At 67.1% G+C, this 25,880-nt stretch carries 19 protein-coding genes; 18 read left to right on the forward strand and 1 reads right to left on the reverse strand.

Annotated elements, in window-relative coordinates:
• The first annotated feature begins 858 nt into the window (after window positions 1–858).
• The 9 genes from AB0L97_RS20585 (at window position 859) to AB0L97_RS20625 (ending at window position 11,009) form a co-directional block, all read left to right on the forward strand.
• Entirely contained in the window at window positions 859–1,389 is a 531-nt protein-coding gene (locus tag AB0L97_RS20585; protein ID WP_364431800.1) for a hypothetical protein, read from the forward strand.
• On the forward strand, window positions 1,386–3,047 hold the full coding sequence (locus AB0L97_RS20590; protein WP_364431803.1) for a hypothetical protein: 1,662 nt from the start codon (window positions 1,386–1,388) through the stop codon (window positions 3,045–3,047). Before AB0L97_RS20585 ends, AB0L97_RS20590 begins: the two co-directional genes overlap by 4 nt.
• Window positions 3,048–3,092: 45 nt before the next feature.
• Window positions 3,093–4,556, forward strand: a complete 1,464-nt coding sequence (locus AB0L97_RS20595; protein ID WP_364431806.1) for a PE family protein — start codon at window positions 3,093–3,095, stop codon at window positions 4,554–4,556.
• 22 nt (window positions 4,557–4,578) lie between these two features.
• Window positions 4,579–4,917 carry a hypothetical protein gene (locus tag AB0L97_RS20600; RefSeq protein WP_364431809.1) on the forward strand — a complete coding sequence of 113 codons (339 nt, stop codon included), beginning with the start codon at window positions 4,579–4,581 and terminating at the stop codon, window positions 4,915–4,917.
• Window positions 4,914–5,639 (forward strand): hypothetical protein, encoded by a 726-nt coding sequence (locus tag AB0L97_RS20605; RefSeq protein ID WP_364431812.1) that lies wholly within the window; start codon window positions 4,914–4,916, stop codon window positions 5,637–5,639. The genes AB0L97_RS20600 and AB0L97_RS20605 overlap by 4 nt, the downstream gene beginning before the upstream one ends.
• The gene (locus AB0L97_RS20610; protein ID WP_364431815.1) at window positions 5,636–6,010 is read left to right on the forward strand and encodes a hypothetical protein; all 375 of its coding nucleotides are present in this window, start codon (window positions 5,636–5,638) and stop codon (window positions 6,008–6,010) included. Before AB0L97_RS20605 ends, AB0L97_RS20610 begins: the two co-directional genes overlap by 4 nt.
• A gap of 37 nt (window positions 6,011–6,047) precedes the next feature.
• Window positions 6,048–6,365: a hypothetical protein gene (locus tag AB0L97_RS20615; RefSeq protein WP_364431818.1), complete on the forward strand. Its 318-nt coding sequence runs from the start codon at window positions 6,048–6,050 to the stop codon at window positions 6,363–6,365.
• A gap of 7 nt (window positions 6,366–6,372) precedes the next feature.
• Window positions 6,373–8,919 carry a hypothetical protein gene (locus AB0L97_RS20620; RefSeq protein ID WP_364431821.1) on the forward strand — a complete coding sequence of 849 codons (2,547 nt, stop codon included), beginning with the start codon at window positions 6,373–6,375 and terminating at the stop codon, window positions 8,917–8,919.
• 146 nt (window positions 8,920–9,065) lie between these two features.
• Window positions 9,066–11,009, forward strand: coding sequence for a type VII secretion target (locus tag AB0L97_RS20625; RefSeq protein WP_364431824.1), 1,944 nt, complete (start codon window positions 9,066–9,068; stop codon window positions 11,007–11,009).
• A 412-nt stretch (window positions 11,010–11,421) separates the two neighbouring features.
• Here the strand turns inward: AB0L97_RS20625 and AB0L97_RS20630 are convergent, their stop codons facing one another.
• Complete coding sequence (locus tag AB0L97_RS20630; RefSeq protein ID WP_364431827.1) at window positions 11,422–12,318, reverse strand: hypothetical protein; 897 nt, start codon at window positions 12,316–12,318, stop codon at window positions 11,422–11,424.
• A 399-nt stretch (window positions 12,319–12,717) separates the two neighbouring features.
• Between AB0L97_RS20630 and AB0L97_RS20635 the strand changes: the two genes are divergently transcribed.
• The 9 genes from AB0L97_RS20635 to AB0L97_RS20675 all read left to right on the forward strand — a co-directional run bounded on the left by AB0L97_RS20635 (window position 12,718) and on the right by AB0L97_RS20675 (window position 25,871).
• Window positions 12,718–13,665, forward strand: coding sequence for a C40 family peptidase (locus tag AB0L97_RS20635; protein ID WP_364431830.1), 948 nt, complete (start codon window positions 12,718–12,720; stop codon window positions 13,663–13,665).
• A 27-nt stretch (window positions 13,666–13,692) separates the two neighbouring features.
• Window positions 13,693–15,357: a hypothetical protein gene (locus AB0L97_RS20640; protein WP_364431833.1), complete on the forward strand. Its 1,665-nt coding sequence runs from the start codon at window positions 13,693–13,695 to the stop codon at window positions 15,355–15,357.
• Window positions 15,358–15,885: 528 nt separating this feature from the next.
• Complete coding sequence (gene eccA, locus AB0L97_RS20645; protein ID WP_364431836.1) at window positions 15,886–17,646, forward strand: type VII secretion AAA-ATPase EccA; 1,761 nt, start codon at window positions 15,886–15,888, stop codon at window positions 17,644–17,646.
• A gap of 105 nt (window positions 17,647–17,751) precedes the next feature.
• The gene (gene eccB / locus AB0L97_RS20650) at window positions 17,752–19,308 is read left to right on the forward strand and encodes a type VII secretion protein EccB (protein ID WP_364431839.1); all 1,557 of its coding nucleotides are present in this window, start codon (window positions 17,752–17,754) and stop codon (window positions 19,306–19,308) included.
• Window positions 19,305–23,306 carry a type VII secretion protein EccCa gene (eccCa, locus tag AB0L97_RS20655; RefSeq protein ID WP_364431842.1) on the forward strand — a complete coding sequence of 1,334 codons (4,002 nt, stop codon included), beginning with the start codon at window positions 19,305–19,307 and terminating at the stop codon, window positions 23,304–23,306. The genes eccB and eccCa overlap by 4 nt, the downstream gene beginning before the upstream one ends.
• Before the next feature lie 743 nt (window positions 23,307–24,049).
• Window positions 24,050–24,190, forward strand: a complete 141-nt coding sequence (locus tag AB0L97_RS20660; RefSeq protein ID WP_364431845.1) for a hypothetical protein — start codon at window positions 24,050–24,052, stop codon at window positions 24,188–24,190.
• A 63-nt stretch (window positions 24,191–24,253) separates the two neighbouring features.
• Window positions 24,254–24,664 (forward strand): hypothetical protein, encoded by a 411-nt coding sequence (locus AB0L97_RS20665; protein WP_364431848.1) that lies wholly within the window; start codon window positions 24,254–24,256, stop codon window positions 24,662–24,664.
• 42 nt (window positions 24,665–24,706) lie between these two features.
• Window positions 24,707–25,006 (forward strand): hypothetical protein, encoded by a 300-nt coding sequence (locus tag AB0L97_RS20670; protein ID WP_364431851.1) that lies wholly within the window; start codon window positions 24,707–24,709, stop codon window positions 25,004–25,006.
• 553 nt (window positions 25,007–25,559) lie between these two features.
• Window positions 25,560–25,871, forward strand: coding sequence for a PE domain-containing protein (locus AB0L97_RS20675; protein WP_364431854.1), 312 nt, complete (start codon window positions 25,560–25,562; stop codon window positions 25,869–25,871).
• The last annotated feature ends 9 nt before the right edge of the window (window positions 25,872–25,880 follow it).

Below are 25,880 nucleotides of genomic sequence, written 5' to 3' on the forward strand. Positions count from 1 at the left end.
TCCGGATCCACCAACGGCTCCGGCTCCGGCTCAGGCTCCCGACCCACACCCCCACCCGGCGCCGCCTCCACCCGAGGAGCCACCACACCACCCGGTTGACCAGGCACGTTCACGCCCGACTGCTGGCCAGGTACGCCCGCCAGGCTCGCCGGGGGTGGACTCGAAGCACCGGCCTGCACAGCAACACTCGGCCCCCCAGGAGGCCCCGGCTGCCCGGCACCGCTGGAGGTACCGGATGCAGGAGCGCCCGGCTGGCCGGGCGGCGGGGGACCGCTCGGCAGTCCCGGCGCAGCCGTGCCCGGTCGTGACCGTTGCTGATCCGGTCGGCTCGACCACGGCGTCGCGGGCCCGGTCCGCTGATCTTCCGCCGTTTCCGGCTCTTTTGCTTCGACCTCAGCGGGCCAGATTTCAGCAGAGGTCATGACCTTCCCCCGGTTGTCTGTGGCCATCGGCGGATAGAGGACGCCCGAGCGGTAGCTTCGAGCAACGGGTGGCAGATGTTCATCCGACCCTTCCTCATAAGTCGCTGTGAACTGGTTGGCAGCCTGGACATTTCGCGCTCGTCAGTGTAGATGGATGCGGTCCGGCCCTTCCGGTTCTACCAGCGTCGCACTTCCCCGAGTTGGGAAGCCTCGACAATGAAGACGTCGAAAGTAGGTCTCACTCATGGTCGATCGTCGCGTATGCCCGCTCCGGTCGATGGTGAGGGGTTCGATCGAGAGGCGGACTTTGCCGTGGTGAGGCACGGGCCTTGCGAGCCTTCGGCCCAGGTGGTGTCGATCGCAATGAACGCAGGTGAAGACTGGACGGCCGACCGTCATGGACCGGCACTCCGCCTAGCATCCGGAAGGTGATCTCATGGGCTTCTTCGGTATTCCATGGAAGGATGTCGCCAAGTTCGCGGTGACCACAACGGCCACCGTCGCCGGTGGCGCGGTCGGATCGCTTATTCCCATTCCGGGGGTCGGCACCACGTTCGGCGCCATGGTGGGGTCTTTCGCGGCGGAGACGCTTTGGGACGGCATCTCGACCGGCAACTGGGGTGACGCAGCTAGTAGAGGCGCCGAATCCGCCGCCTTCTCGCTCCTCGGAGGCGGGGCCGGTGGTGCCCTCCGGGGTGCGGTCGCGACCATGGGGGGCCGAAATCTGGCCGCACGGGCACTTTCGGGCGCGTTCAGCCCGGCTGTCGCGACTACGAGGGCCGTGACGGGCAATGCGGCCCGAGGTTGGTTGGCCGGTGCCGGTGTGGCGGCCGGTATGTCGAGCTTCCGGCCCGGTGCGGGGCCGCCTCCGCCGAAAGAGCCGCAAGCTGTTCCGGACAAGCTCCCGGTGCGTCCGGCGGGTGTGGAATATCGAGGCACTAGTTCGGCCGCGCTGGTGTCTCCATGAGCGAGGACATGCCGACCCTGTATGTCCCGGACGTATATTCCAAACGGTGGCCGGCGGAGCGGCTCAAGCTCTATATCGCGGTTCATGATTTTCTGGAAGTAGATAAGGGCGACGACAAGTGCCTGCACACGACTCTCCAGATGGGCTGGGAATATCTCGGTAAGGGCAACGCGGAAAAAATGCCGATCAAGGCGCCGGTGCCGCAGGTCGACCTGAAGAATTATTCGGTCAGGGCTGCCGTCTTCGAAGACTACGCGATGGTAAACGACAAGCTGGTGAACACTTTCGAGAAGATGGAGAAGCGGGACGTCGGGGTCGCGAAAAAGGTCCACAATTCGAAGGTCTCCGTAGAGACCGCCAGAGACGGCTATAAGAACAAACTCATTCCATATCTCAACACCCAAGCCGCGGCTCCGCCCCCGGATCTGGATGAAAACCGTCATGTCATGACGTACGTCACCGAAGGTTGCGAAAAGTCTCTGCAAATCACGAACACCACGAAATCCGAGCAGGAAGACATCGCAAAAGACATCAAAGGTGATTCCGACGAGACCGACAAGATGACCAAGGACCTCCAGGATCGGGTGAAGGCGCTGGAGACGGCCGCGGCCAATCCGACGGGGTATCCGCAGAACGTCGACACGTCGAACTACCCCACGACCGGCAATAACCAGACGACCCCGCCTGCCGTGGACAACAGCGGCTTCCCCACCGGCCTGGACAGTCTCGACGACCCGACTTCCGGCACGACGCCGGCAGATCTGAACGGCACCGGTACGGACCGCACCGGTCTGAACAATCAGACACCCAACGGTATCGACCCCACCGGAACCACGCCGGGCGTGACGACACCCGAGACTCCGAGTGTGCCGTCGCCGGCCGCCACGTCGCCTGCGAGTTCCGGCCTGGACGCGATGTCCATGCTGCCGTTGATGTTGGGGACACTCGGGAATCGTTTCGGCGCTGACACGGACCTGAACAGCCGCCGCGCGGCGCTGGATCCGCGTCGCTACGACGACGAACTCGATCCGGTGTACCCGCAGCAGGTCGCGTCGCCGACCGTCGCGCAGCCCGCGGCCGCACAGCCTGCCGCGACGGCCCCCACGACGCAGCACACCGGCGCGCCGACCGGGACGACGACTTCCACACAGCCCGCGGTGGCGCCCGGTCGGACACCGGGTGCGGACGGCAGCGTGGTCTACACCTTCCCCGACGGACGCACGCAAAAGGTTTCCGCGATGCGCGCCCAAGTCCTCGACGCGGCGTTCGGCAACAAGAGCGGCACCGACGCGCAGAAGGCGTACGAGAAGACGTCGTCGAAGTGGTCGGACAAGAAGCAGATCGGCGCTCCCATCGATCCTTTCCAGGCGATGACCGGAGACGTCGGTATCTGGGAGAAGCGCACGGCGGTTCTCGTGGTATTCCCTTCCGACACGGGTGGCACGATGGAAGTCATCGTCGACGGCGAGCTGAAACCGTGCAATCCAGCTGAGATGTCCGACAAGGCAGGAGAATTCGGTGCGTTCCAGGGGTTCGTGCACCCGAAGGACACCGATGTGACCGCGCCGGTGGACGGGGGCGCGCCCTCGGCGACGCCGGGCACGGCCGATCAGTCCGCGAACGCGGCAATGCCGGTTGTCGCGGTACCCGCGGGCTGATCGCGCGAACAATGTGGCAGCGGCAGACGAGGATAGGAGGTCGCGATGGCGCTGAATGTGGATCCGCAGGAACTCGTCGCTGCGGCGTCGAAACTCGCCGGGGTGGCGCGCGATACCGGGGCGGCGATACCCGGCGGATGGGTGGTACCCGCGGGAGCTGACCCGATTTCCGCCGCGGCGGTGCCGCAGCTCAACGCGCAAGCCGCGTCTCTGCTCAATGGCATGGCGGGTGTTCTCACCGATATCCAGCGCACCGCGTACAACATCGGCACGGCGGCAGCCGAGTACACCGCGGGCGATGACGAGGGCGCACGGGCCATCAACGGCAGCGGCGGTGAACGCCTGGCCAATCCCGTCGGCGATGTCCAGGAAATCGGCCAGCGGCGCCCGCCCGCGCTGAGGTTCCCCGTCGCGGGGGGCGCCGTCGACCCGTTGACCTTCGCCCAGCAGTTGCACTCGGGTCCCGGGCCGGGCGCGGCGAAGGGATTCGCGGACGCGTTGCGCAAGTTCGCCGGAGGACCGCACCTCGCGGTCGTCGACGGAGTGGACTCGGCGACGCGGTCGATGCAGCACTGGGAACCGGTCGGCGCGAAGGCGGCGTCGGAACTCGGCCGGCGCCGCGGATGGCTCGACCAGCTCGGCACGGGTCTCGGTCTGCTGGCCGACGGAATCGACACCTACAGCGACGCATTCCGCACCGCGAAAGCGAAACACCCCACGCCGGAAGAGATCATCGCCGCGCGCAAGGAGCTCCTCGCGGCGATGCGCTCCAAGAACGAAGTCGGTATCCAAGCCGCGCTGGCGAAATTCAACGAACAGAACGCTCGTTCGGCGGAGACGATCACCGGGTATTCCACCGAGGTCGGCTCGAAGGTCGGCACCGGCAAAGGCACCGGCGATGGCAAGGGAAGCGGTAACGGTGACAGCAGCGCGTTGAGCCAGATGCTGCCCGCCTTGATGAGTGCGATGACTTCGGCCGGAATGCCACTGAGTCAGCTCGGCAAGTCGGATCCGTCGGAGGCCTACGACGACTACGGCGTCGATGACTACGGTTACGACGATCTCGGCATTCCCAGCGGCCTCGGGACGGGCAGCCCGAGCGGGATGCCCGCCGGCAGTCCAGGTCTCGGCATCCCGGATGTCGAGGCCGAAACCGTCGCGGCGACCGCTCTTCCGGTGGCCGCGGCGGCCAGTCTGGGGTCGGGCATGCCCCGCACGGCGGTCATCGAACCACTCGCCGCGTCGTCGGCCGCAGGGGCAACTGCCGCGCGTGGCGGATCGCCGATGATGCCGTACATGCCGATGGCGCCGGGTATGGGCAACGCGGGAGGCAATGGCAACGACCGCAACCGAGTCGTGGCGTGGCATCCGGACCGCTTGATGTATGTCGATGACACACCGCACACCGAAGCGGTGATCGGCGAACGGCCGACCATAGCCCCGACCGTGACCCCGCCGACGCCCGGCCCGGGCAACCAGACACCGACCCAATCCGGAGGTAACGCATGAGTGAGCGCAGCGAGGTGGAGCCATGAGTTCCATCCACCCGGACGTGCAGGCGGCTTTGGACGCCGCCCGCAATCTGCGGCACCGGATCGCCGAGATGCGGGAGAAGATCGACAACATCAGGGCGCGCAGGCCGTCGCCCAGCGGCGCGGTCATCCCGGAAGTCGACGCGATGGGCAGGCTGACCGACCTCTACCTCGCGCCGGGCACCGCTGCTCGGCTGACCTGCCCCGAACTGGTCACCGAGATCATGGCCGCCATCCGGGAGAGCACCGCCGACGCGGCACGGCAGTACCAAAGCGTCATGGAGAACCCCGTCGACGCGGCCGAGCCGATCGCCACCGCTTCCGGGCAGGCAGGATGACCGAGCCGGCCCCGGACGTCACCGTCGCGGACACGGTGCGGTGGCTGCACGACGAGGGGCTGGTCCGTCTGGCCGGGGTGGCGGACGGCATTTCGGAGACGATCGTCGCCTACACGATCGATATCGCCACCGGAACCGTCTCGGCGCACCCGGCGACCGGCGGCGCGGTCGGTGCGGACGTGGTGTCCCTGGCCGCCGACGATCTGCCGTACCCGGCGGGCACCGCCAGGCGTCTGGTGATCGCCGGTGTCACGAATACGGATTCGGTTCTCGTGGTCGACTTGGCGGCCACCCTCACCATCGCGATCAACGCCGACCATCCCGAGCAGGCGGCTCGCTCGTGGGTGCTGCAACTGCTGTTGAATCCCGAGGTCACCATCACCACCAACAGCGCGGACGTCGCGATCGGAACCAGCGCCCGGCTGCGGCAGAGCTTCATTCCCGGCGGCGGCGCGACCTTGATCAACGTCGACGACACCCGCCCGCCGCTCACGGCCGTCACCTTGAACGCGACCACCGATGGTCCAGACCATCTCGATGTGGCCACCGACGGCACCGGTGAGATGTATCTCGGCGCCCGGTTCTGGCAGTTGCGCCAAGTCATGCGCATCGAGGACTCCGCGTGGTCCGCGCTGGCAGCGCGTCTGGAATCGGTGTCCGACGAAGCCGACTACTTGATCGATCCTCGCCCCGGCGAACGAATCTCGGAGAGCAGCCGATGACCGACATGCACTCGTTCCAGGTCGATGACTTCGATGTCGACGACGACGGTGAGCGCGAAGCCGCCCCGCCGGACTGGCGGAACCTGACCTACGAGGTGTTCAACCCCGATCACACCGTCGGCGTCGGGTGCGACCGGGACGGGGAGATCATCGGCCTGTACATCACCGATGACGCCCGCGACAACGGCGACGAGTGGCTGGCGTCCCAGATCGTCAAGCTCGCGCGGTTGGCGCACGCGAAATCGCGTGTGGGCCTGCGGGCCGAGATGGAGTACAAGGGCACCCGTTCCTACACGATCGACTCGTTCGATCTTCCGACCGAGGCGTCGTATCGCGCCATGGAGGAATCCGAGTTCCGACGCGACACCTGAGTGCCGACCGCCGCAACGGCGAGACAGGACAGCGACAATGACCGACAGACTCGACACCGACCCGCCGCACGAGGTGATCGCCACCGCCTACAAGTGGGGGACGGCGATGACCACGACCGGCGGTCGGGCGAAAGGGACCGTCGACGGCTTCGTCGCGCCGCGGCGACCCGAATCGGAGCTCGACCGCCAACTCGTGGCGAAAACGGAGTGGATCAGGACCACCTTCGAGCGTGCGGTGCGTGCCAACGGCCGCCGGGCGGAGGCGACCACGCAGTTCGCGGCACGGATCTCCCACGCGCACGGTGACCACGATCGAGAAGGCGGCGCCGCGGTGCGTAGCGCCGAACCCATCTGACTCGCTGATGGAACCGGAGCGCAGCAGTCCGTACTGGACCGAGATCGTCAAAGACAACTGGCCGGCGATTTCGCCGGGAGACTGGGATGCGCTCGAACGTCTCGCGCGCGACGGCGCGGCGGGGTTGGATCTGCTCGAGGCCGACGGCAAGCGCCGCGACTTCGACGAACGGGTTCGCGCCAGCGCCGCTCTGGACCCGATCAAGGACGAGATGCTGCGCCAGAGCAAGAATCCGCAGGCGTTCGCCGACGCCTTGGAGGCGGCAGCCGACACCTTTCGCTTCTTCTCCGACCTCGTCTACCGGACACGCCACAAGATCCTGGACGTGGTCGATGAGGCCACCCGGAGGATCAACGCGACGAAGCGGGCCGCCGCGGCGGAGGAAGACGAAGCCGACGCCCAGGCGATCCGGAACCGGATTCCCGGAATAATCAACGCCGCCCGGGACGACGTCGAGGATATCGTCCGAGCCGCGCTCGGCGCGCTCGGCCCGAACGACCTGCCCAGTTTGAATCGGATCGGCGATGCGCTGAACCAGCCGGGGCCTTGGGAGCCGGAACACCGCAGGGCGCACGACCACAGCGGTGGCGACCACCAACAGAACCGTCCCGCCACGGATCACTCCGGCAGCCCACGGCAAGACGGATCACCGCGGGTGAACGGGCCGAAGGACGATTCGCCGGTTGCGGTGTTCCCCGGAAAAGTCGATCATCGACCGACTGTGGACCCGGGCGAGGTGCTGTTGCCCGGTGACGAACTCGGGCAACAACCGAATCCGGAGCCGGTGCAGGACACTCCGGTCGTCCCTTCGGCGACGAACCCTGTGCCCGACCAGCGCACGCCCGGTGGGACGACGACCGTCCCCGTGAGCAATTCGCCCGGTGGGGTCCTCGACAACGGGCCCGGTCTACCTGCCGCGAGTGGCGCGCCGCGCACACACATCACCGACAGCGAGCCCCTGGCTTCGCATGACGATGTGCCGGAGGACGGCCACGACCAAGGTGTGCCCGGTGCGGACGCACACGGTTCACACGGAAGGGACCAAGATGTCTCGGTCGATAGAACCGAGTCCGCGAGTCCCGACCGTTCCACTACCGTTTCCGCGGCGGAATCGCACGACACCGTCGCACCCGACCAGATCACCGGTTCCTCCGTGCCCGGGGCCGACCCGGTCGCATCGGCGCCACCGCCGTTGATTCTTCCTCCGCCTGTCGCGGCGCCTGTTGCTGCCGCGCCGCCCGCATCGTCTGTAGCGGCCACACCCGCCGCCTCGGCCCCGCCTCCCGGATCATCGGTCTCCGCTCCAGCGGCACAGGCGGGCTCGGGTCCGCCGCCAGTCCAGCCGAAGCAGACCACGGTCGCGCCGAGCGAAACCCGTGGACCGGCCGCCGCGCCCAAAGTCACGGCGGTGGGCGCGACGCCACCTCCCGGGGCGAGCGGCACCGGCCGGGCGCAGCCGCCGGAACGGACCGAACAGCGTGCTGATGCGGACAAGGACGACTCCGACGACTCGATGCGCACCGTGGTGGGCGCGGCCATGACGTCGGCGGCCGCACCGGCATTCGTCCTGGGCGAGCGAGTGGATGGCGACCTGGTGCTGGCCCGCATGCTGCTCGGCGGCGTCCTTGCCGCGGGCGGCGACGCGGTCCTCGGGCTCGGCTGGGCAGTCTCGGTGATGCGTCATTCGAGCGGCATCACCGCGTTCATCACCTCGAACGAGGGCCGCGGCTGGATGCCCGCCGGGCTGTACCTGCCGCGTGAGATGTCCACGCCGTGGGTGTGGGAGGTGGCCCAGAGCGCGTGGGAGGGTGTCGCCGATCCCGCGCGTGTTCTGGCCGAATTCGGAATCGCCTGGGGCCGCAAGTCCGGTGCTCGGCTGACCGCCGTCGTCTCTTCGGAGGAAGTCGGTGCCGAGTTGCGCCGGCAATTGGGTGACGTGCCGATCGAAGGGGAAGTCCCCGCGGCTTCGGCGATGGACTTCAGCGCGCCGAAGCCGAATCTGGTCGACCGCCTCGAACTGATCGGAGCTCCCGCGCTGGTGCAGCGGGCCGCGACCACGCCGGAGTCGGAGGTCGGGGTGCGATGCTGGGAGTTGGCCTGGGACGCGCATGCCCGGGTCCACAAGGCGGGTCTGGGTTCCCCCGCCGCGCTGGCAGCGCCTGCGACACGGGAGCGGATCCTCGGCGCGCTCCGGCCGGGCCGTGAGGTACCGCAGGAGTGGTGGGAGGAGCTGCGGGATGCCGACGACCTGCTCACCGCGACGATGCTGTCGCGGCGTGCCGATGTGTCCAGGGTCGCGCTGGGCGAGTTGCGCGCCGATCAGGCCGACGGCCGGTACACGTCGGAGATGAGCGCGTTGCGCGCCATGGTTTTCGAGCGACGCTGCGACGAACTCGTGCTACTGCTGGCGGAGGACGCGACACGCCGGCGTCTGCGCGACGCGGTGTACGCGCACGCGCAAATCGTGGGTCATCCGGACTTCGTCGCACCGGCTCCGGGCCCCGCTGCCGCCCGGACTCGTCGCCCGACCATCACCGCGGGTCCGGGTCGGTGAGGATGGGCCGGGCGCCGCAATAGACGAAAAGCGCAACGGCCCAATGCCACTGATCAAAGCGTGAACCGGGCAAACGCCGCGCACTACCCATGGCTGGGAAGGATTGACAATAGTGGGACGTGTGGTGGGAAAGGATCTGATCGAGCATGCCGAACAGCATGGAAATCGACCCTGCGGTTTTGCGTCAGCTGGCCGACCAACACCGCCGGGTCGCGGCCGATACCAGGGAATGGGCCAAACCGCCCGCTGACTGGCTCGCCAACTTCCTGCCCACCTACGGCAAGATCGCCTATCCGGTCTACGAAGCGCTGGAGCGTTATTACGATGCGCGCCAGCGTGCGGGCGAGGCGCTGGCCATTGAACACGACCGCACCGCCGACTCGTTGCAGGCGTCTGCGGCCGCCTATGAGCGGCACGAATCGGAAGCCGCCTCGGAGATCCGGCGGCTGATGGACGACTCCGGTCACACGTCCCCGACCGGGCTCGGCGGAAGCCCGACCGATCAGTACGGTCCGGGCGGCACGAGGACGCCGGTGGCGCCAGGCGACAGCCCCGTGTCGGCCGCTCCTACTTCGGCAGGCCCCGTTTCGGCGGGCCCGGCATCGGCAGGCCCGGCATCGGCCGATCCCGACGGCGCCCAGAACTACCCGCTCGGTACGTCGCCCGGCGGCCCTAACGGTGCGTCGCCCACGGGTACGGGTGTGCCCGGAGCGACCGCCGCGCCGACGGAATCGGTCGGCACCAATGGCGCTGGAACGCCGAACGCGGCCGGCGCGACGCCGACAACAACGGGGGGACCGTCGAGCACCGGCGTGACCGCGCCGACGACCGGAGGCATGCCTCCCGGTGGAGTCGGGCCACTCAACGCGAGCCCGGACGACCGAGGCGCCACGCAGCCGACCAGCGGCGCGACCGGCCGGTCGGACATGCCGCCCATGCCGGTCCCGGTCGCGAGCCCGTTCGCCGCCGCTGTCGCCTCGGCGAAGGACAAGCAGGCCGAACCCGCCTACGTGGTGGGCAGCCGGGTGAACGACGATCTGGTGCTGGCCAAGACGCTGCTCGGCAGCGTGCTCGCCGCCGTGGACTCTCCGGTGGGTATGGCCTGGGCGGTCGCGGTGATGCGCGGTCCAGGGGGAATCGGCGTCTTCATCACTTCCAACGAAGGACGTGGTTGGTTGCCCGCAGGACTGTTCCTGCCGCGTGAGGTTTCCACGCCGTGGAACTGGGACGAGTTGCTCGCGGCCGACGACGGTGCCGGTTCACCGTGGGAGGGTGTCACGGATCCGGCGCGGGTACTGGCGGAATTCGGCCTGGCGTGGGGCGGCAAAGCGAACGCGAGCTTGTCCGCCCTGGTCTCGTCCGGACCGATCGACCCAGGCTTGCGTGCCCGATTCGGTGACGCGGCGATGGAAGGACTTGTCGGTCCGGTCTACGACGTCGACCTGCGCGCGTTCACCCCCGACACGGCTGACCGCCTCGGTCTTGCTGGTTCGATCCCCGGCCTGGAGCATGTCGCGTCGGTGCCCGACGCGAAGGTGGCTTCTCGATGTGTGGAGCTGGCCGCGGATGCCCACGCACAGGTCGGACGTTCCGGACCGGTGCCCGCCGAAGCCGCCACGTCGCGCACGGTGCGGGAACGGATCCTCGCCGAGTTGCAAGCCGGGAGGGTCGTGCCGCGCGCACTGTGGGACGAGCTGCGCGACGCCGACGATCTGCTGGCGGCCTCGATGCTCGGGCAGCGGGTCGACGTGGGCCGCGTGGAGATCGGCCAGCTGCGGCTGGATGCCGGGGTTTCCCCGTTGCGCAGTATGGTTTTCGAGCGACGATGCAACGAGCTGGTGCTGCTGCTGGCCGACGAACCGGGCCGACAGACTCTGCGCGACGCTGTCTACGCGCACGAACAGATCACGTTGCATCCGCAATTCGTCTCGACACCGGCGCCCGTCTCTGCCGCCGTGCAGCCCGAGCGGGTCGCTCGGCCCGAGACGGTTCCCTCGGTCACCGCACCGGAAGTCGCCGGAGGGCCGCCGCCCACCATCGTCGTCGCGCCTTCGACGCCGCCGCCGGTGGCGCCGCCGGAGCAGGCGTGAAAGCTGAACTCGTCTAGAGTTTTTCGGAGGTACGGACGCGGTGCGGTAGGGTTTCACACCCACCTCGCCGCGACCCGGATCGCGCGATACCTAGCCAGCAGCCGTGCTACGCGAAACCGGGCTGTGCATGGGGGCGAGGGCACACACAGGAACCGGCAATTCCGACCGAGTTGCGGTGACGGCCCATACCGGGCGTCAAGGACCGGTCGAAGACCGGCGGTTATACGGGGAGGCTGCGCTGCCGTGCTCACGTGACCGACGCGGCAGACACCGATAGTTGCGTTGATCCACACGGCCCGCGCCGACGCCTGCCCGCCGGACCCCGATCGTGCCAGGCGGATAGCCGGGATATCGAGCGTGCGAGCCAGCTACACGCGGGATCACTTCGAGCGGCGACCCAACGGCCGCTCGACTATGCGTCGATGACCGAGCTTTCTTCCCGATCCGGTTCGCGCTCCTCCACCGCATCCTGCACGGTCTGGCTGTCGGGCCGGTCGGCGGCGGACCTCTCCCTGGTCCGCCGAGCAGGGATGACGCCGGGTGATCCGGTGGCCGGAGCCCCGTTCTGTTCGTCGGGCGGCGCGGTATTCGCCGCCGGGGCCGCGGTGACGCCGCCGGGCGGCGCGGTGGCCGGTTGCGCTCCGGCCGGCTGCGCGTTCGGGGCGCCCTGCGGCGGCGCGACGGCAGGCGCGGCCTGGTTGCCGGGTGGCGGCGCTTGGCCCGGCTGTCCGGGAGCGCCGTTCTTCTGGTTCTCCTCGGCCTTTTTCGCCTTGTCCTCTTCGGCCTTCTGCATCATCTGGGGTATCTGCGAGATCAGCGGCATGGCCGCCATCGGCAGCATCGCCAGCATCGGCAACAGCGACGACAGTCCGCCGTCGCCGCCGCCACTGCTGCCGCCGGAGGTGCTTCCCCCGTTGGCCTGGCCGCCGCTCGAACTTCCGTTGCCGCTGCCGCTTCCGCCGCCGTTGGCCATGTGATCGTTGAGTTCGGCGATCGCGGTGACCTTGTCGTAGACCCGGTCCACCGCGGTGGCGACAGCTTCGAGATAGGGAAGCTCGTCTTTGGGCTTGAGTTTGCGCGTGCCCGCGCGCTTCAGCGTTTCGTTGAGGTTGGCGACGATATCTTGGATGGATTTCACAGCCCGCGCCTGCTCGCTGGCCACGGTCTGCGAGGTCCTGATCACCTTGTCGTCCATCTGCAGCAGTTGAAACTGCTTGGCCTCGACCTTGTCGACGCTTTTGCGATATTCCTCGTCAGCTTCGCCCTTGCCGAGGGTTTTGTAGAAGTCGGGCTGCAGCAGCTCTTCCACGTCCGGCGGCGGCTTGGGCATGCCGCGGCCGAGCAGGTCGACGGCGGTTTGGATGGCGGTCTCCGCCATCGCGATGAAGGCGCGCAGCCCTTCCGACGCACCGGGCGGGCAGTGCAAATGGATCGGCACCACATGCTTGGCGTCGGAGGCATAGCTCGCCAGAGTGGCGGATGCGGACGCCGTTGCCTTCTTGGCTTGGGTATTCGTCGCCGTCGTTACCATGCAGCCGCCACCGCCTCTCAGAAGTCACCCTCATTCTCCCGGCTTCCCGATTCTGGGAAGTGGTTCATAGTTCGATTACCCACCCAGGAATGGGAATACGGCGGAATCGGTTCGGGCGACACAATATTTGGAAGCGTGTGAGAGGCGGTCGGTGATGAGCGATGGCGAGTCGGTCGAATGGCACCGGCACTGACGAACGACCTGGACGGAGTGCTCCGATCGCTGCTTGCGCTCTACGGCGACGGCCAGCCCGCCGGCCAGGCGGCGACCACGACCCAAGCGATCGCCGCCGACCTGGGTGCCCATTCCGGCGTGGCGGCGCGTCGGTACGGCGAGGCGCAGGGCATGCAGTTGTCGATCGCGGAATCGCATGCGGGCAAGGACAGCATCGTGCAGAAGGCCGTGGGCGAATCCGGTGACGGAACAGTCAACAGCCGCGGTCGTCTGACCAACCAGATCGCGGATCTCCAGAGCCGGATACAGGCGATCGCCGCGGTGGGCGACACCCGCTTCAGCGGTCCCGCGTTGCTGGATGCCGCGCAGACCACCATCTCGAATGCCACCAAGCAGGTCGACGCCGATGTCGCCGCCGCGCGTCAGCAGGCCGCGCAGATCATGCCGCCCGCGACGCCGGTGACCCGGCAGGCCGGGCACGGCGGCGCTCCTCGGCGGCGGCGACGGACGCGTTCCAGGGCCAGGTCCTCGTCTCGGTTGCGTCGCAGCGGCATGGTGCCCTCAGACGGGACGATCGGCAGCAACGCGGTACTGGCCGCCAGTAACTGGCTCGGCACGCCGTATGTCTGGGGTGGCGGCGGCGCGGGTGGTCCGAGCGGCGGCGGATTCGACTGCTCGGGCCTTACCCAGTACGCCGTCGCCCAGGCCAGCCACGGGGAAGTGGTGTTGCCGCGCACCACATACGAGCAGATCTACAGCGGGGTCCGGGTGCATCCCGAGGATGTGCGTCCCGGTGACCTGGTGTTCCCTGCCAGCTCGTTCAGCACGAGAGGGCCCGAGCACGTGCAGCTGGCCGCGGGCAACGGGATGGTCATCGAGGCGCCCTACACGGGTTCGACGGTGAAATGGTCACGTATGCCGAGCGAAGCCGTCGTCGTGCGGGTGCTGTGAGCCGGTGACCGCGGAGGAGAACGCAGCGTGGCCATAAACATCCCCAGCGAGGTCGCGCTGTTCCTCAACATCTGCGGCATCCCCTACCCGGACATCAACGAGGACGATGTGCGTGCCCTCGCGGGGCATGTCCGGACCTTCGCCGAGCAAGTGCGGGATACGCACGACTCGGCGACCGGTGTGATAAACCAGATGGGCGCCTTCTACTCTGGCGAGTCCTACCAGCAGCTGGTCGCCACCTGGGCGGGCATGAGCGCTACCCACATGAGACAACTCGACAGCGCCTGCGAGCTCGTGGGGCAGGCCCTCGAAGTGGCGGCGACAGTGATCACCGCGGTGAAGATCGCCGTATTGGCCGAACTCGCCGCCTTGGCCGCGACCTATGCATCGATGATGGTGACGCCGCCGCTGGCTCCGTCCGCGCCGCTGGTCGCGGCAGCTGCGCGCCGCCTGTGCGAGGAGATGGTGCAGTACCTGGTCGGCTACATCGTCGCCGAGGTCGTCGGCAAAGCCATCGAACCGCTCGAGCAGGCCATCGACGACATGGTCAACGGGATCGTGTACGACGCCACCCGCAACGCCCTCGACATCCCTTCGTCGAGCGGAGCCACCCGGTTGGACATCGACCCCGACGCGGTGCAGCATTTCGCAAAGGTGCTCGATGATCACGCCGACGACATCATGCGGCACGCGGCGACATTCGCCGAGAACGTCGCGGAACTCGACTTCACGACATCGACGCCGTTCGACGATGTGGCGCAGCACACCGCGACGGACACTCCCACACCGCACGGTCCTGCCCCCGCAGCGCGGGAATTCCCGGTCGGGCGCGACGCACAGCCCGGGTCACGCTTCGCTCCGGCTGCACAGGGGAACATTGGTCTCGACGGACACCGCACCGACAACGTGCGAGTCCCCGTCGCGATGCGCGATGCCACGAACGCGATAGGTAACGGGGACCGGCCGGTCGAACGGAATGGATCCGAAGGCCGCGCGGGTGGTCCGGTCCAGGCCGGCGACCGGTCGGCCACACCTGCCGGTGCGGACCCACGTGATCCGGCCGCGGATCCCGCGAGGAAATCACCGGTACCCGATATCGCGCGCAACGGTGGGGATTTCGAGGCGGCGCAGCGACCCGCCGGGCTCGAGACCCCCCGTGCCATCTCCGCGCAAGCGGATGCCGCGCCGGTCGCCAATCGTGATGCGATGCCCGAGGTTTCGGCGCGCTCGACGCCCGACGCCGATGTGCACCGGCCCGGCTCGGCATCCGACGCGGTTGCGCCCGCCGGCCAGCTGTCCGTAGCGGACCGGTCCGCGGTAGAGAGTCCCGTCATGGGCGATTCGCCGAGTATTCCGCCCATCACCCAGCAGGGCTCCACCGCGGCGTCCACCCCTTGGGGGCGTGCCGTGGCGCAGTCGGGCCCGTCGAATCCCGCACCGCCGAAGCCCGAACCTCCGGTGAAGGCCACTCCGAAAGCCCGTCGGCCCGCGGTGACCCCGTGGACCAAGACCCGTCGTACTCGGGACGTTCCGGCCGTGGTGCACGCTCCGTCCGCGCGACCGCCGCTGCGCTTGGTCCGGGAGAAGGGGGCCGAAGCGGGCGTCGACAGTGTCCATCTCGCCGACGCGGCGGCGGCTCCGTCGCGGGTGACGTCGTCCGATCGCGTGGATCCGCCGGGGGCGCGCGACTGAGCGGACGATCGATGGCACAAGAAAACCCATTCCCAAGCACGGGAATGGGTTGCTGAGTCGAAGTGGTGGCAGTGGTAGACGTAAACACACCGTGCTACCGGCCTGGGTGTCGTACCCCCGCAACGGCCGGTGGCCTGCCGGTGCCACCGGCCGTTGCCTTGGGTTCAGATCGTCAGGATGAGGGACTGGCGATCTGTGTTCAGACAGTACCCTCTTCTGTCGGAACGTTCAATAGTGTGCACCTAAATAGCGGCAAGAAATTTCGCCAGAGCCTCTCACCTGCTGCGCGGCGGCTGGAGGGACCGGATCGCGGCTGGCCAGCCGCCGCCTAAGGGGTCGTCTGCAGGCGGATGTTTGCCGACCCCGAGGTAAACATACCGTTAACTGATGGCACGTTCAAAATTGGCATGTCCCGGCTCGGCGGCTGGCGTGCTGGGGTATTCCCATTGCTGGGAAGTAGTCGAGTCCTGGGCGTGACCGCCGGAATCTATCGTTCGATGAGGCTAGATCGGCGGAAGGGAAGTCCGAGTGTCAGCGGCCGAGGACGCGTTCTACACGGGTGTTCAGAATCTTGGGTTGGTCGCCGGTGGCGTGCGCAACGAACAGCACGCGGCGGCAGCGTTTCGGGCTGCCACCGATCTCGACCCGGACATGTGCGATGCCTGGCTCGGGCGCGCCATGGCGGGGGAGGTCACCTCTGAGGTGATCTATGGCGCCTATCGCTCGGTGCACAACCTCTACCGCGATCAACAACGGGCGGGTCTGGTCGATCGCGCCCTGTGGTGCCAGGTCGAGATCGGCATGTACGGCCTGCGCGTCGCGATGGCCGACCGCGACCAGATCGCCATCGCACAGGCGTGCTCGTATGCCGAAGGCGGTGAATGGCAGGAGGCCGCGGCGATTCTCGACGAGGTTCCGCGCGACGACGTATCCGATTTCGTGCGTATGTCGCTTTACTTCCGGACGAAGCAATGGCCGGATGTGCTCACGCTGCGCAGCGCGCGGCCGGTACTGGAAGACGGTCTGCTGGACATCGCCGCGGAGTTGATGACCGCGCAGTCGTTGGCGCATCTGGGTCGCTTCGGTGAGGCCATGCCGCGCGCGCAGCGGATCGTGGAGGACAGCTCCTCGGGCAGTCTGTCCTACATCTGGGCCGACGCGCACTTCTTGCTCGGCATGCTGATGCGGCACAACGGCGACCACGAAGCCGCCGACAAGGTCCTCAAAGGACTACAGGGCTCGGCGCTGTGGCCCGAGCGCGAGGAATGGCAGCGCGCGGTTCGGGACAAGGCGTACCGATTCGAGGTCGCCACCGCGGAACTCATCGCCTCCCGCACCAACAAGTGGGATCCGAAGACGGGTGACGATCCGCGCGAGGCGGCCGCCAGCGCGGCGCGTGCGGAGCGAGAGAGTCTCCTCGCGGAGGCTTCTGATCTGCTGCAGGCGCAGATCGGCATGGACTCGGTCAAAGAACAGGTCGACCGGCTCAAGTCAGGCGTGCTGATGGACCAGGTGCGCGCCAAGCGCGGGCTCGCGGTGGATTCCAAGTCGCAGCATTTGATCTTCTCGGGGCCGCCCGGCACCGGCAAGACGACCATCGCCCGTGTGATCGCCAAGATCTTCGCAGGCCTGGGTGTCGTAGAGAACGCCGATGTCATCGAGGTCTCCCGCAACGACATGGTCGGCACCCACCTGGGCCACACGGCCCCCAAGACCAACGCGCTGATCGACACGGCGCTCGGCGGTGTGCTGTTCATCGACGAGGCGTACACGCTGATCCAGGAAGGTCTTTCCGGCGGCGACGCGTTCGGCAAGGAAGCGGTCGACACGCTGCTGGCCCGGATGGAGAACGATCGCGACAAGCTCGTCGTGATCATCGCGGGATACGAGGACCAGATCGACCGGTTCCTCGCGTCCAACGACGGTCTGGCGTCCCGCTTCACCAAGCGCATCCGCTTCGCCAGCTACGGCGCAGACGAACTGGTGCAGATCGCCGAACACATCGCGCGGAAGAAGGACTCGATCCTCTCCGAGCAGGCACGCGAGGTGCTGCGGCTGCGGTGCGAGGAGTTGGCGGGGCAGACCAAGAACGGCAGGCGATTGATCGATCTGGCCGGCAACGGTCGTTTCGTGCGCAACGTGGTCGAGGCCGCCGAAGCCGAGCGCGACTATCGCTTCACCAGGGAGAACGCTGATATCGCCGCGATGACCGACCAGGAGCTCATGACGATCGACGCGTTCGATGTCACCGCGGCGCTGGAGGGTTTGGCGCCGAGCACGCGGGTGTGAGGCGTCCGCTGATCCACTGTTCCCAAGGTTGGGAATAGTGGTCGTATTCATGCCGTAACCGCTGGTTACGGTGTGGTGGCAGGGCGGCGGAAGGAACGAGAACCGGTGGCGCGCTTCCGGGTTGTGACCAAACACCAGATTTCCGGCTGGCGCTTTCTGCTGCGCCGGATCGAGCACGCGCTGGTCCGGCGCGACGCGTCGATGATCGATGACCCGCAGCGCGGTCGCTCGACCGCGCTGACCGTCGGCATCGCGCTCGCGTGCGTGATCATCGCGGGCGCCGCCGTGCTGGCGTTCTTCAAGCCCGCCAAGAAGGTGGGGGACTCGAAGATCATCGCGGAGAAGGACACCGGCGCGCTGTTCGTGCGCGTGAACAACCGGCTGTTCCCGGCGCTGAATCTGACGTCGGCCCGGTTGATCGTCGGGTCCCCCGACAAGCCGGTGCAGGTCTCCCGGGACGAGCTGTCGAAATTTCCCCGCGGGCCGTGGGTCGGTATTCCCGGTGCGCCTGGCAGCATCGTCGACACCGGCGAGAGGGATTCGTCGTGGACGGTGTGCGACACGGCGCGAACCGGTGCTGCGGCGCCGGTCAACCCCGCGACCGGTCTGCCGACCGTGAGTCGCTCCGCGGTGCGCACGACGGCGATCGGCGGCCCGCTCACCGTGGACGGCGACGCCAATCGCGCATTGGGGGAGGGTGAGGCACGTCTGCTGCGCGACGACAACACGACCTGGTTGGTGTACGGCGACGCCGAGAAAGGCGTGGTGCGCGCCGCGATCGATCTCGCGACCACCGCGGTGGCCATGGCGCTCGGCATCGATTCGACCGCTCCGGTGATGGCGGCGTCCAAAGGCTTGGTCAACGCCATTCCCGAGGCTCCTCCGTTGCGGGTGCCCGACGTACCGGGTAAGGGCGAGTCGGTCACGCTGAACAATGGATTGACCACGCCGGTCGGGTCGGTACTCACCGTATCGACACCGGACCAGGGAGTTTCGTACTACCTCGTCTCACAGTCGGGGTTGGTGCGGGTCAGCTCGGTGCTGGCGGCGATGGTGCGCAACGCCGACTCGCAAGGCGCGGTGTCGACCCGCACCGTCGGGCCCGACGTGATCGCGGCGAACCTGCGTCCAGGTCAGTGGCCGGGCACCGCCACCTACCCGACGCGTCCCATTCGCCTGGTCGACCCGGAGCGATCCGGCGTGACCTGCTTGCACTGGTCGCGCTCGGGAAACGATCCGAACGCGGCCACCGAGCTGTTGGTGGGGAGACAGTTGCCGCTGACGAAGGACGAACAGGGTCGCGCGGTGGATTTGGTGACCTCCGCCGCCTCACGCGGCACCACCGCGGACGCTGCCTACCTGCCAAGGGACACCGGCCGTTTCGTGCAGGTGACCGGCACCGAGCCGGGATCGCCGTTGCGGGAATCGCTCTACTGGGTCTCCGACAGCGGCGTGCGCTACGGCCTCATCACCGAGCCGAACAGCGGCGGCGGCGGCGATCCCACCTTGACCTCGCTCGCCCTGCGCGCCCCGGTCCCCGCGCCGTGGAGCATCATCTCGCTCTTCGCGGTCGGACCCGCCCTGTCCCAGAAGGAAGCTCGCATCCAACACGACGGAATTCCGAACAACAAGATCGTCGCCGGGCTCGGGGGAACGCAGTGACCAGCACTCGCCGATTCGTCCGGCCCGCACGGATGGTGCGCGGTCCCAAAGCACCCGCCGTGACCGAGTTGCGGTTGCAACCGCCGACGGAGCTGCCCAAACCGGTTCCGCCTTCGCGGCTGCGGATGATCATGCCCGTGGTCATGGTCGCGGCCATGGCAGGGATGATGGTCATGATGTTCCGCGGCGGCGGTGCCATGAACCCGATGACGCTGATGTTCCCGGCCATGATGGTCGTGTCGATGTTCGGCATGATGGGCGGCGCCTTCGGGGGCAATTCCGGCGGTGCGGCGAGCCTGAACGAGGAACGCAAGGACTACCTGCGCAGTATCACCGACAACCGCAAGATGGTGCACGCGGCGGAAGCCGAGCTGCATACCTTCCTCCGCTACACCCACCCTGGTCCCGACGAGATCGCCCGGTTGATCGGCGGCAAGCGGATGTGGGAGGTGCAGGTCGCGAGTCCGCAGTTCCTGCGCGTGCGGGTCGGCCGCGGGCGCATCGCCAACCAGGTGCGCGTGATCGTCCCCGAAGCCGCGCCCACGTTCGATCTGGACCCGGTCGGCGTCGTCGAGCTGACTCGCTTCGCCAAGGCCTATTCCACGGTCGGCGGCATGCCGGTCGCGATCAATCTGCTGTCGGCGCCGCAGGTGGGCATCGACGGCGACCCGCGCCTGGTGTCGGGGTTGGTCCGCGCAATGATCGCCGAGGTGGTAGTGCTGCACGGACCGGACCAGGTGGCGGTCGCGGCGGTGCTGTCCGACCCGGACGCGCCGGAATGGTCCTGGCTGAAATGGCTGCCGCACACCCAGCATCCGAACGAGACCGACGCCATCGGCTCCAGCCGGATGGTCTACCGCACCGTCGCCGAACTGCGCACCAAGGTGCTCGCCGGACTCAATCGCGGTCCGTTCTCGGCGAATTCGCAGCCCACCTTGGATCGCACGCACTTCCTGCTGCTCGTCGACGTCGCCGGGCCCGCGAGCGACCGTGACATCTCCGGCATCGACGGCTGCACCTGGTTGCGGCTGGGCGCCACCGAACAGAATCTGCCGCGGGCCCTGCGTTTCACCGTGCGTGACGACCGGTCGCTCAACGAAGTGACCGTCCGCGGCCTGCGTCGCGTCGGCGTCGCCGACACGCTGTCGGTGGCGGCGATGACCAGGATGGCGCGCAGTATCTCGCCGTACCGGCTGTCCACAGTGGTGGAGGCGGTGGCCGCCGAGCAAGCCAGCGGCGGTACCTCCTGGGAGGAAATGGTCGGTCTGCCCGATCCGGGCGCGGTGCGCATCGATCTGCAGTGGCCCCGGCGCCGAGACGCGGACCGCTCGCGGTTGAACATCCCCTTCGGGCACGATCCGGCGGGCAGTGTCGTCTATCTCGACATCAAGGAGTCCGCCGAGGAAGGCATGGGCCCGCACGGCATGTGCATCGGCGCGACCGGTTCCGGCAAATCGGAATTCCTGCGCACGCTGGTGCTCTCGGCAATCGCCACGCACTCGCCGGACGTACTGAACCTGTTGCTGGTCGACTTCAAGGGTGGCGCCACCTTCCTCGGCTACGACCGCCTCTCCCATGTCACCGCCGTCGTGACCAACATGGAGGAGGAAGCCGATCTCGTCACTCGTATGGAAGACGTGATCAACGGTGAAATGGCCCGCAGGCAACGTATTCTGCGCGACGCGGGCAACTTCGCCAGCGTGGCGGACTACGAACGAGTGCGCGAGCAAGGCGCGGACCTGCCCCCGATGCCCACGCTGCTGATCATTCTCGACGAGTTCGCCGAACTGCTCGAACAGCATCCTGGCTTCTCCAAACTGTTCGTGGCCATCGGCCGGCTCGGTCGATCGCTGCGCATCCACCTGTTGCTCGCCTCGCAGAAGGTGCCTGCCAACCGGATGGGCGAACTCGAGGCGCACTTGTCGTACCGAGTTGCCCTGCGCACCAACCAGACCAGCGACTCGCGCGACGCCATCGGCACCGCCGACGCCTATCACTTGCCGAAGAAGCCCGGCGCCGGCTACCTCCGCGTCGGCGCAGGCGATCTGCAACGGTTCCAAGCCGCGTATGTCGGTGAGCCTTACACCGCGCCGGTGCAGAACTCCACGGCCAACGCACAGCGGGTGCGGCGTGCCGGGGGCGGATACCGGCCGCCGCAGCGTTTCACCGCGGTGCATATCGCCGACGCGCGTCCGGCCTCGATCGCCGCGCCGCAGCCGGTCGCGCCGACGCCCGCGTTGGAAGGCGAGCCGGTGACCATCATGGAGACCGTGCTGCAGCAATTCGCCGGCCACGGCAGGCCCGCGCACAAGATGTGGCTGCCGCCGCTCGGCACGCCGCCCACCCTCGACAAGCTCGTCGGTGCCGTTCCCCGAGGCGCGCTGCAACTTCCGCTGGCGATCGTGGACAAGCCACGCCAGCAGCGCCAGGACGTGTGGTCGGTCGATCTGTCCAGCGCGGGCGGCCACGTGGCCGTGGTCGGTGGCCCGCAGTCGGGGAAGTCGACCGCGCTGCAGACCCTGGTCGTATCGGCCGCCATGACCCACACGCCCGAACAGGTGCAGTTCTATTGCCTGGACTTCTCGGGCGGCCTGTCCGGTCTTCGCACCGTGCCGCATGTCGGCTCCGTGGCCTCCGCACGTGACACCGACCGTATTCGACGGACTTTCGCGTTGATCAACAACTTGATCGCCATGCGACAGACGCTGTTCACCGAACTCGGCATCGACACGATGCGTGAGTTTCGGCGTCGCCGCGGCTCCGCCGCCGAGTCCGCGCGGTTGACCGCGGCCGGCGATGTCCACGGGGATGTGTTCATCGTCGTCGACGGTTGGGACATCGGATTCGCGACGAATGGGCCCTTCTACGACGAGTACATGCCCACGATGGAATCCATTGCGGTACAGGGCCTCAATTACGGTATCCATCTGGTCATCAGCAGTTCGCGGTGGGCAGCGATCCGGCCACAGATCAAAGACATGGTGCAGACCCGCCTGGAAATGCGGTTGGGTGACCTGACCGATACGGTTTTCACCGGGCAGCGGAGTGTCGTGGCGGCCATCCCGCCGAATCGGCCGGGCCGGTGTATTTCCTCTGAAGGATTGCACATGCTCACCGCACTGCCACGTGCGGACGGGAATGGCGATGCCGAGTCGGTTGCTGCCGGACTGACCGCCGTTGCCGACCAATTGCGGCGGACACACGACGGTCGTACGGCACCGGAAGTGAGGTTGCTGCCGAGCCAGGTCTCGCTGAGCGAGGTCCTCGCGCGTATCCCCGAGCCGACCGATCTCGCGCAGCGACTGGTCGTGCCGTTCGGTGTCCGGGAATCCGACCTCGGTCCCGCTGTGCACGACTTCGGCGTATCTACGCATCTGGTCGTGCTGGGCTCGTCGGGATCCGGAAAGTCGACGGTGGTATCGGCACTGCTGGAGTCCATCCGCACCCGTTTCACCAAGGACCAGGCGCGGGTGCTGCTGATTGATTACCGACGCCAGCATATGGAAGCCTTGCCCGACGACCAGTTGGTCGGCTATCTGACCAGCGCTCGGGATCTCAGCGAGAATCTGCCGCCGTTCGTCGCCAAGATGCGAAGCAGGCGTCCGCCGGACAATGTGACACCGCAACAGCTCAGGGATCGTTCGTGGTGGAGCGGGCCGGAAATCTTCGTCGTCATCGATGACTACCATATGGTTGTCCAACGCGGACAGCTCAATCCGCTCGATCCGTTGCGGGAGCTCATGATCGATGGCCGCGATACCGGGCTGCATGTCGTCGCGGCCCGGAATATCGCCCAAGCCGATTCCGCGATGTACGACAGCGTTCTCGGGCAGATCAAGAACCTCAACTGTTCCGGCGTCATCCTCGATGGGTCGAGGCTGGACGGCATGCTCATCGGTGACGTGAAGCCCACCAAACAGCCGGTGGGAAGGGGAATCTTCGTGGAGCCGCTGCATTCCCGCAAGGACTTGGTCCAAGCCGCGTGGACGCCGGAGTGAACGCGCCGCACGGCCGAGGTTCCTTTGTCCCCCAAGGTTGGGAATAGCTTAGCGTTCTTGGTGTACCGCTCGAGTGTGAGTGGCACCGATCGATTGGAGGCTTCGATGGTTCCAGTGCCAGTTCCTACCGAACAACTTCCCGTGATCAGTGCCCGACTCGGTGCCGCGAAGCCGACGCTGTGGGTGACTCGCATCGACAGCAATGTCGGTATCACCGAACCGAATCCGTACCACAACGCTTCTGTCCCGGTCGGAATTCACTATGAGACCGCCGATTCGGTCTGCGACGCTCTCGTCAGCCGTAGCGCCGCCGCTGTCGGCAGTTGACCGACCGTGTAGCCCGGTAGAGAGAGGGCGAGTCATGCCGTTCGACGTGTACGTCGCCGAGGGGCCGCAGGCGAATCGGATCCTCCCCAGCTGCCCCGGAGCAGCGTCGTTGGTTGCCGTGTCGGCCGCCCGCGCTGGCATCGACGAGGCATCGATTCTCGCCATGGGCGTAATGGTGGAGCGTGCGCTGTCGTCGGCCGGTTCAACGGCCGATTCGGGTGTCGGTGAGCGCGGGCCGGATGCGTGGGGCCAGGACGTCGTCTCTGGAGCCGCACCGTACGCGCCGACAATCGATGGCGTCCGGTACTCGTGCCGCCTGCCGGGGTGTCAGTGCCCCGGCCGCTCGGACGCGGTGTCTCAGGAAGGAGGACAAGGGCAGGCCTGGGAAGGACTCCATACCAGGTGAACAGCTCGACGTGCCGGTGCTGGAGCGACCGCCGGCGATCGGCGTCATCGAATGCGACGAGGACGACACCCAGGAGGACGCGACGGCGAAAGCGGTGCTCATGGGGGTGCTCGACAGCTTCGATACGCGAGGCGGGAACCGCCGACTATGAGGCTTCTCGGTAGGCGTGCCGAGCGGCAAAAAACACATTGTTCGAAAGGAATGGCAAGGAGCCATGAGTTTTACCACTGAAATCGACCACGATACTTTGAGTAAGGCCCGAGTGCAGTTCGCCACTATTCTGGGCGAGTTCGAGTCGGCCGGGCAAGCATTGTCCGGAGTGCAGCATCAGTTCCCTGCCGCCGTCGAGGGTGAGATCGGCACTGCCATCTACAACGCGGTCGGCAATACGTACGAGCACATCAAGAGCTTGTGCAACATGTTGCAGACCCGCATCATGGATCCGATGGACGCGGCCAGGATCCAGGCCGACGCGGAGGGTATGGACCGGGCGGGTGAGATCGCGCGGCTGGGTAACGACGGCGTGACCGACGTCGGAAACGCCTCTGGCACATGGGCCAACAACCAGATGGAGAACACCTCCGCCATCGGCCAGGATCAGTCGAAGATCGACCTCAATTTCTGACGGCCACGAAACCCGATACAGCTCTAGAAAGGTTTGAGGACAATGGGAAGAATCAAGAACGTCTACGGGCAGGTGGACGGACTCACCGCCGATACCGAACAAATCATCGGCCGCATTCGCGACCAGATCATTCCGGATGTCAAGAAGCGCTGGGATGAGACGCTGGCAACCTTCCAAGGTGACGGCGCCAACGCCTTCTCGGACATCACTCGGGATTTTCACTCCAGGCTGGGTGCGCTCGAGGCTGCCATGGCGCACCTGAACGGAAAGGTGACCAAGATTTCCGGCAGTGGTGGCGATGTGCAGACACTGGATCACCGGCTTTCGGGCCTGTTCACGTAGTCGTCGGGCCGACGCGGTCCCGTCCGCCACCTATGGCCTCGACGGGCGAGTCGCCTGACACTCGTGGTGGGAGAGTTGGAAGCCGAACCGATCTCCATCGATATGAATGTCGATGCCGTCCCTGTTCTCCGGAACATGGATGGCATCGACTTCTTTCTGTCGGCCCCGCTCTTGGGTCGAACATCTCGATGCCGTCGACCAGGGCCCGGTGCATACCGTTGTGACCCGGACGAAACGAGGAGCCGGTACTGCCGAGGGCTACCGTGTGCATCCGGCTGCCGAGGGTCGGCCGCAGTGCCTGTACCGGCAAACGGTCGCGTAGACGCTGCCGACCTGAGGTGCGTGAACGTCGTCGCACAGAGCGGCCGCCGACCGGGCGGCCCGGTTGAGCCCTGAACCTCCTCGGGCCGGATCCGGTGCGGTCCGAGTGGGCGCCGCGGCCCGCAAGATCCCACGTGCAGCCCCATTTTCACGGCATTCCCACCTCTGGGAATGCCTTAGCGTTTTCGATGTACTACTCGCCAAGAGTGGTGCCGGTCGTTAGGAGACTTCCATGTATCTCGCTGTTGATCCGGATCATCTCCCGGTTATCGCTTCCCAGCTCGGCGTCAGCGCGGAGGACTTGATGCTGATGCTCGGTGCGGCCGCGCCCGTCGCTGTCCCGTTTCCGCCGGGTCTCGACGACGTGAGCGCGCTCATTCCCGCCGCATGCGGCAAGCAAGCAGGGTTGTTCTTTCCCACCACGGCGAACGGAGTCGCCATGGGAAGCGAAGGCGCGGTTGCCCTGCCGGAGGTCGGTGTCGCCTTCGCCGCCGGTGACATGGTCGGTGGTACCCAGGTGGACATCGCGTCAGCGGCCATCTAGGCCTGGATA

It is taken from the genome of Nocardia sp. NPDC051911, assembly GCF_040681035.1.
Taxonomy (GTDB): Bacteria; Actinomycetota; Actinomycetes; order Mycobacteriales; family Mycobacteriaceae; genus Nocardia; species Nocardia sichangensis.

What these genes read in the sequence shown, in the direction of transcription:
- AB0L97_RS20585 (WP_364431800.1), top strand. Translation starts at nt 859, where the DNA reads ATGGGCTTCTTCGGTATTCCATGGAAGGATGTCGCCAAGTTCGCGGTG.
- AB0L97_RS20590 (WP_364431803.1), top strand. Translation starts at nt 1,386, where the DNA reads ATGAGCGAGGACATGCCGACCCTGTATGTCCCGGACGTATATTCCAAA.
- AB0L97_RS20595 (WP_364431806.1), top strand. Translation starts at nt 3,093, where the DNA reads ATGGCGCTGAATGTGGATCCGCAGGAACTCGTCGCTGCGGCGTCGAAA.
- AB0L97_RS20600 (WP_364431809.1), top strand. Translation starts at nt 4,579, where the DNA reads ATGAGTTCCATCCACCCGGACGTGCAGGCGGCTTTGGACGCCGCCCGC.
- AB0L97_RS20605 (WP_364431812.1), top strand. Translation starts at nt 4,914, where the DNA reads ATGACCGAGCCGGCCCCGGACGTCACCGTCGCGGACACGGTGCGGTGG.
- AB0L97_RS20610 (WP_364431815.1), top strand. Translation starts at nt 5,636, where the DNA reads ATGACCGACATGCACTCGTTCCAGGTCGATGACTTCGATGTCGACGAC.
- AB0L97_RS20615 (WP_364431818.1), top strand. Translation starts at nt 6,048, where the DNA reads ATGACCGACAGACTCGACACCGACCCGCCGCACGAGGTGATCGCCACC.
- AB0L97_RS20620 (WP_364431821.1), top strand. Translation starts at nt 6,373, where the DNA reads ATGGAACCGGAGCGCAGCAGTCCGTACTGGACCGAGATCGTCAAAGAC.
- AB0L97_RS20625 (WP_364431824.1), top strand. Translation starts at nt 9,066, where the DNA reads ATGCCGAACAGCATGGAAATCGACCCTGCGGTTTTGCGTCAGCTGGCC.
- AB0L97_RS20635 (WP_364431830.1), top strand. Translation starts at nt 12,718, where the DNA reads ATGGCACCGGCACTGACGAACGACCTGGACGGAGTGCTCCGATCGCTG.
- AB0L97_RS20665 (WP_364431848.1), top strand. Translation starts at nt 24,254, where the DNA reads ATGAGTTTTACCACTGAAATCGACCACGATACTTTGAGTAAGGCCCGA.
- AB0L97_RS20670 (WP_364431851.1), top strand. Translation starts at nt 24,707, where the DNA reads ATGGGAAGAATCAAGAACGTCTACGGGCAGGTGGACGGACTCACCGCC.
- AB0L97_RS20675 (WP_364431854.1), top strand. Translation starts at nt 25,560, where the DNA reads ATGTATCTCGCTGTTGATCCGGATCATCTCCCGGTTATCGCTTCCCAG.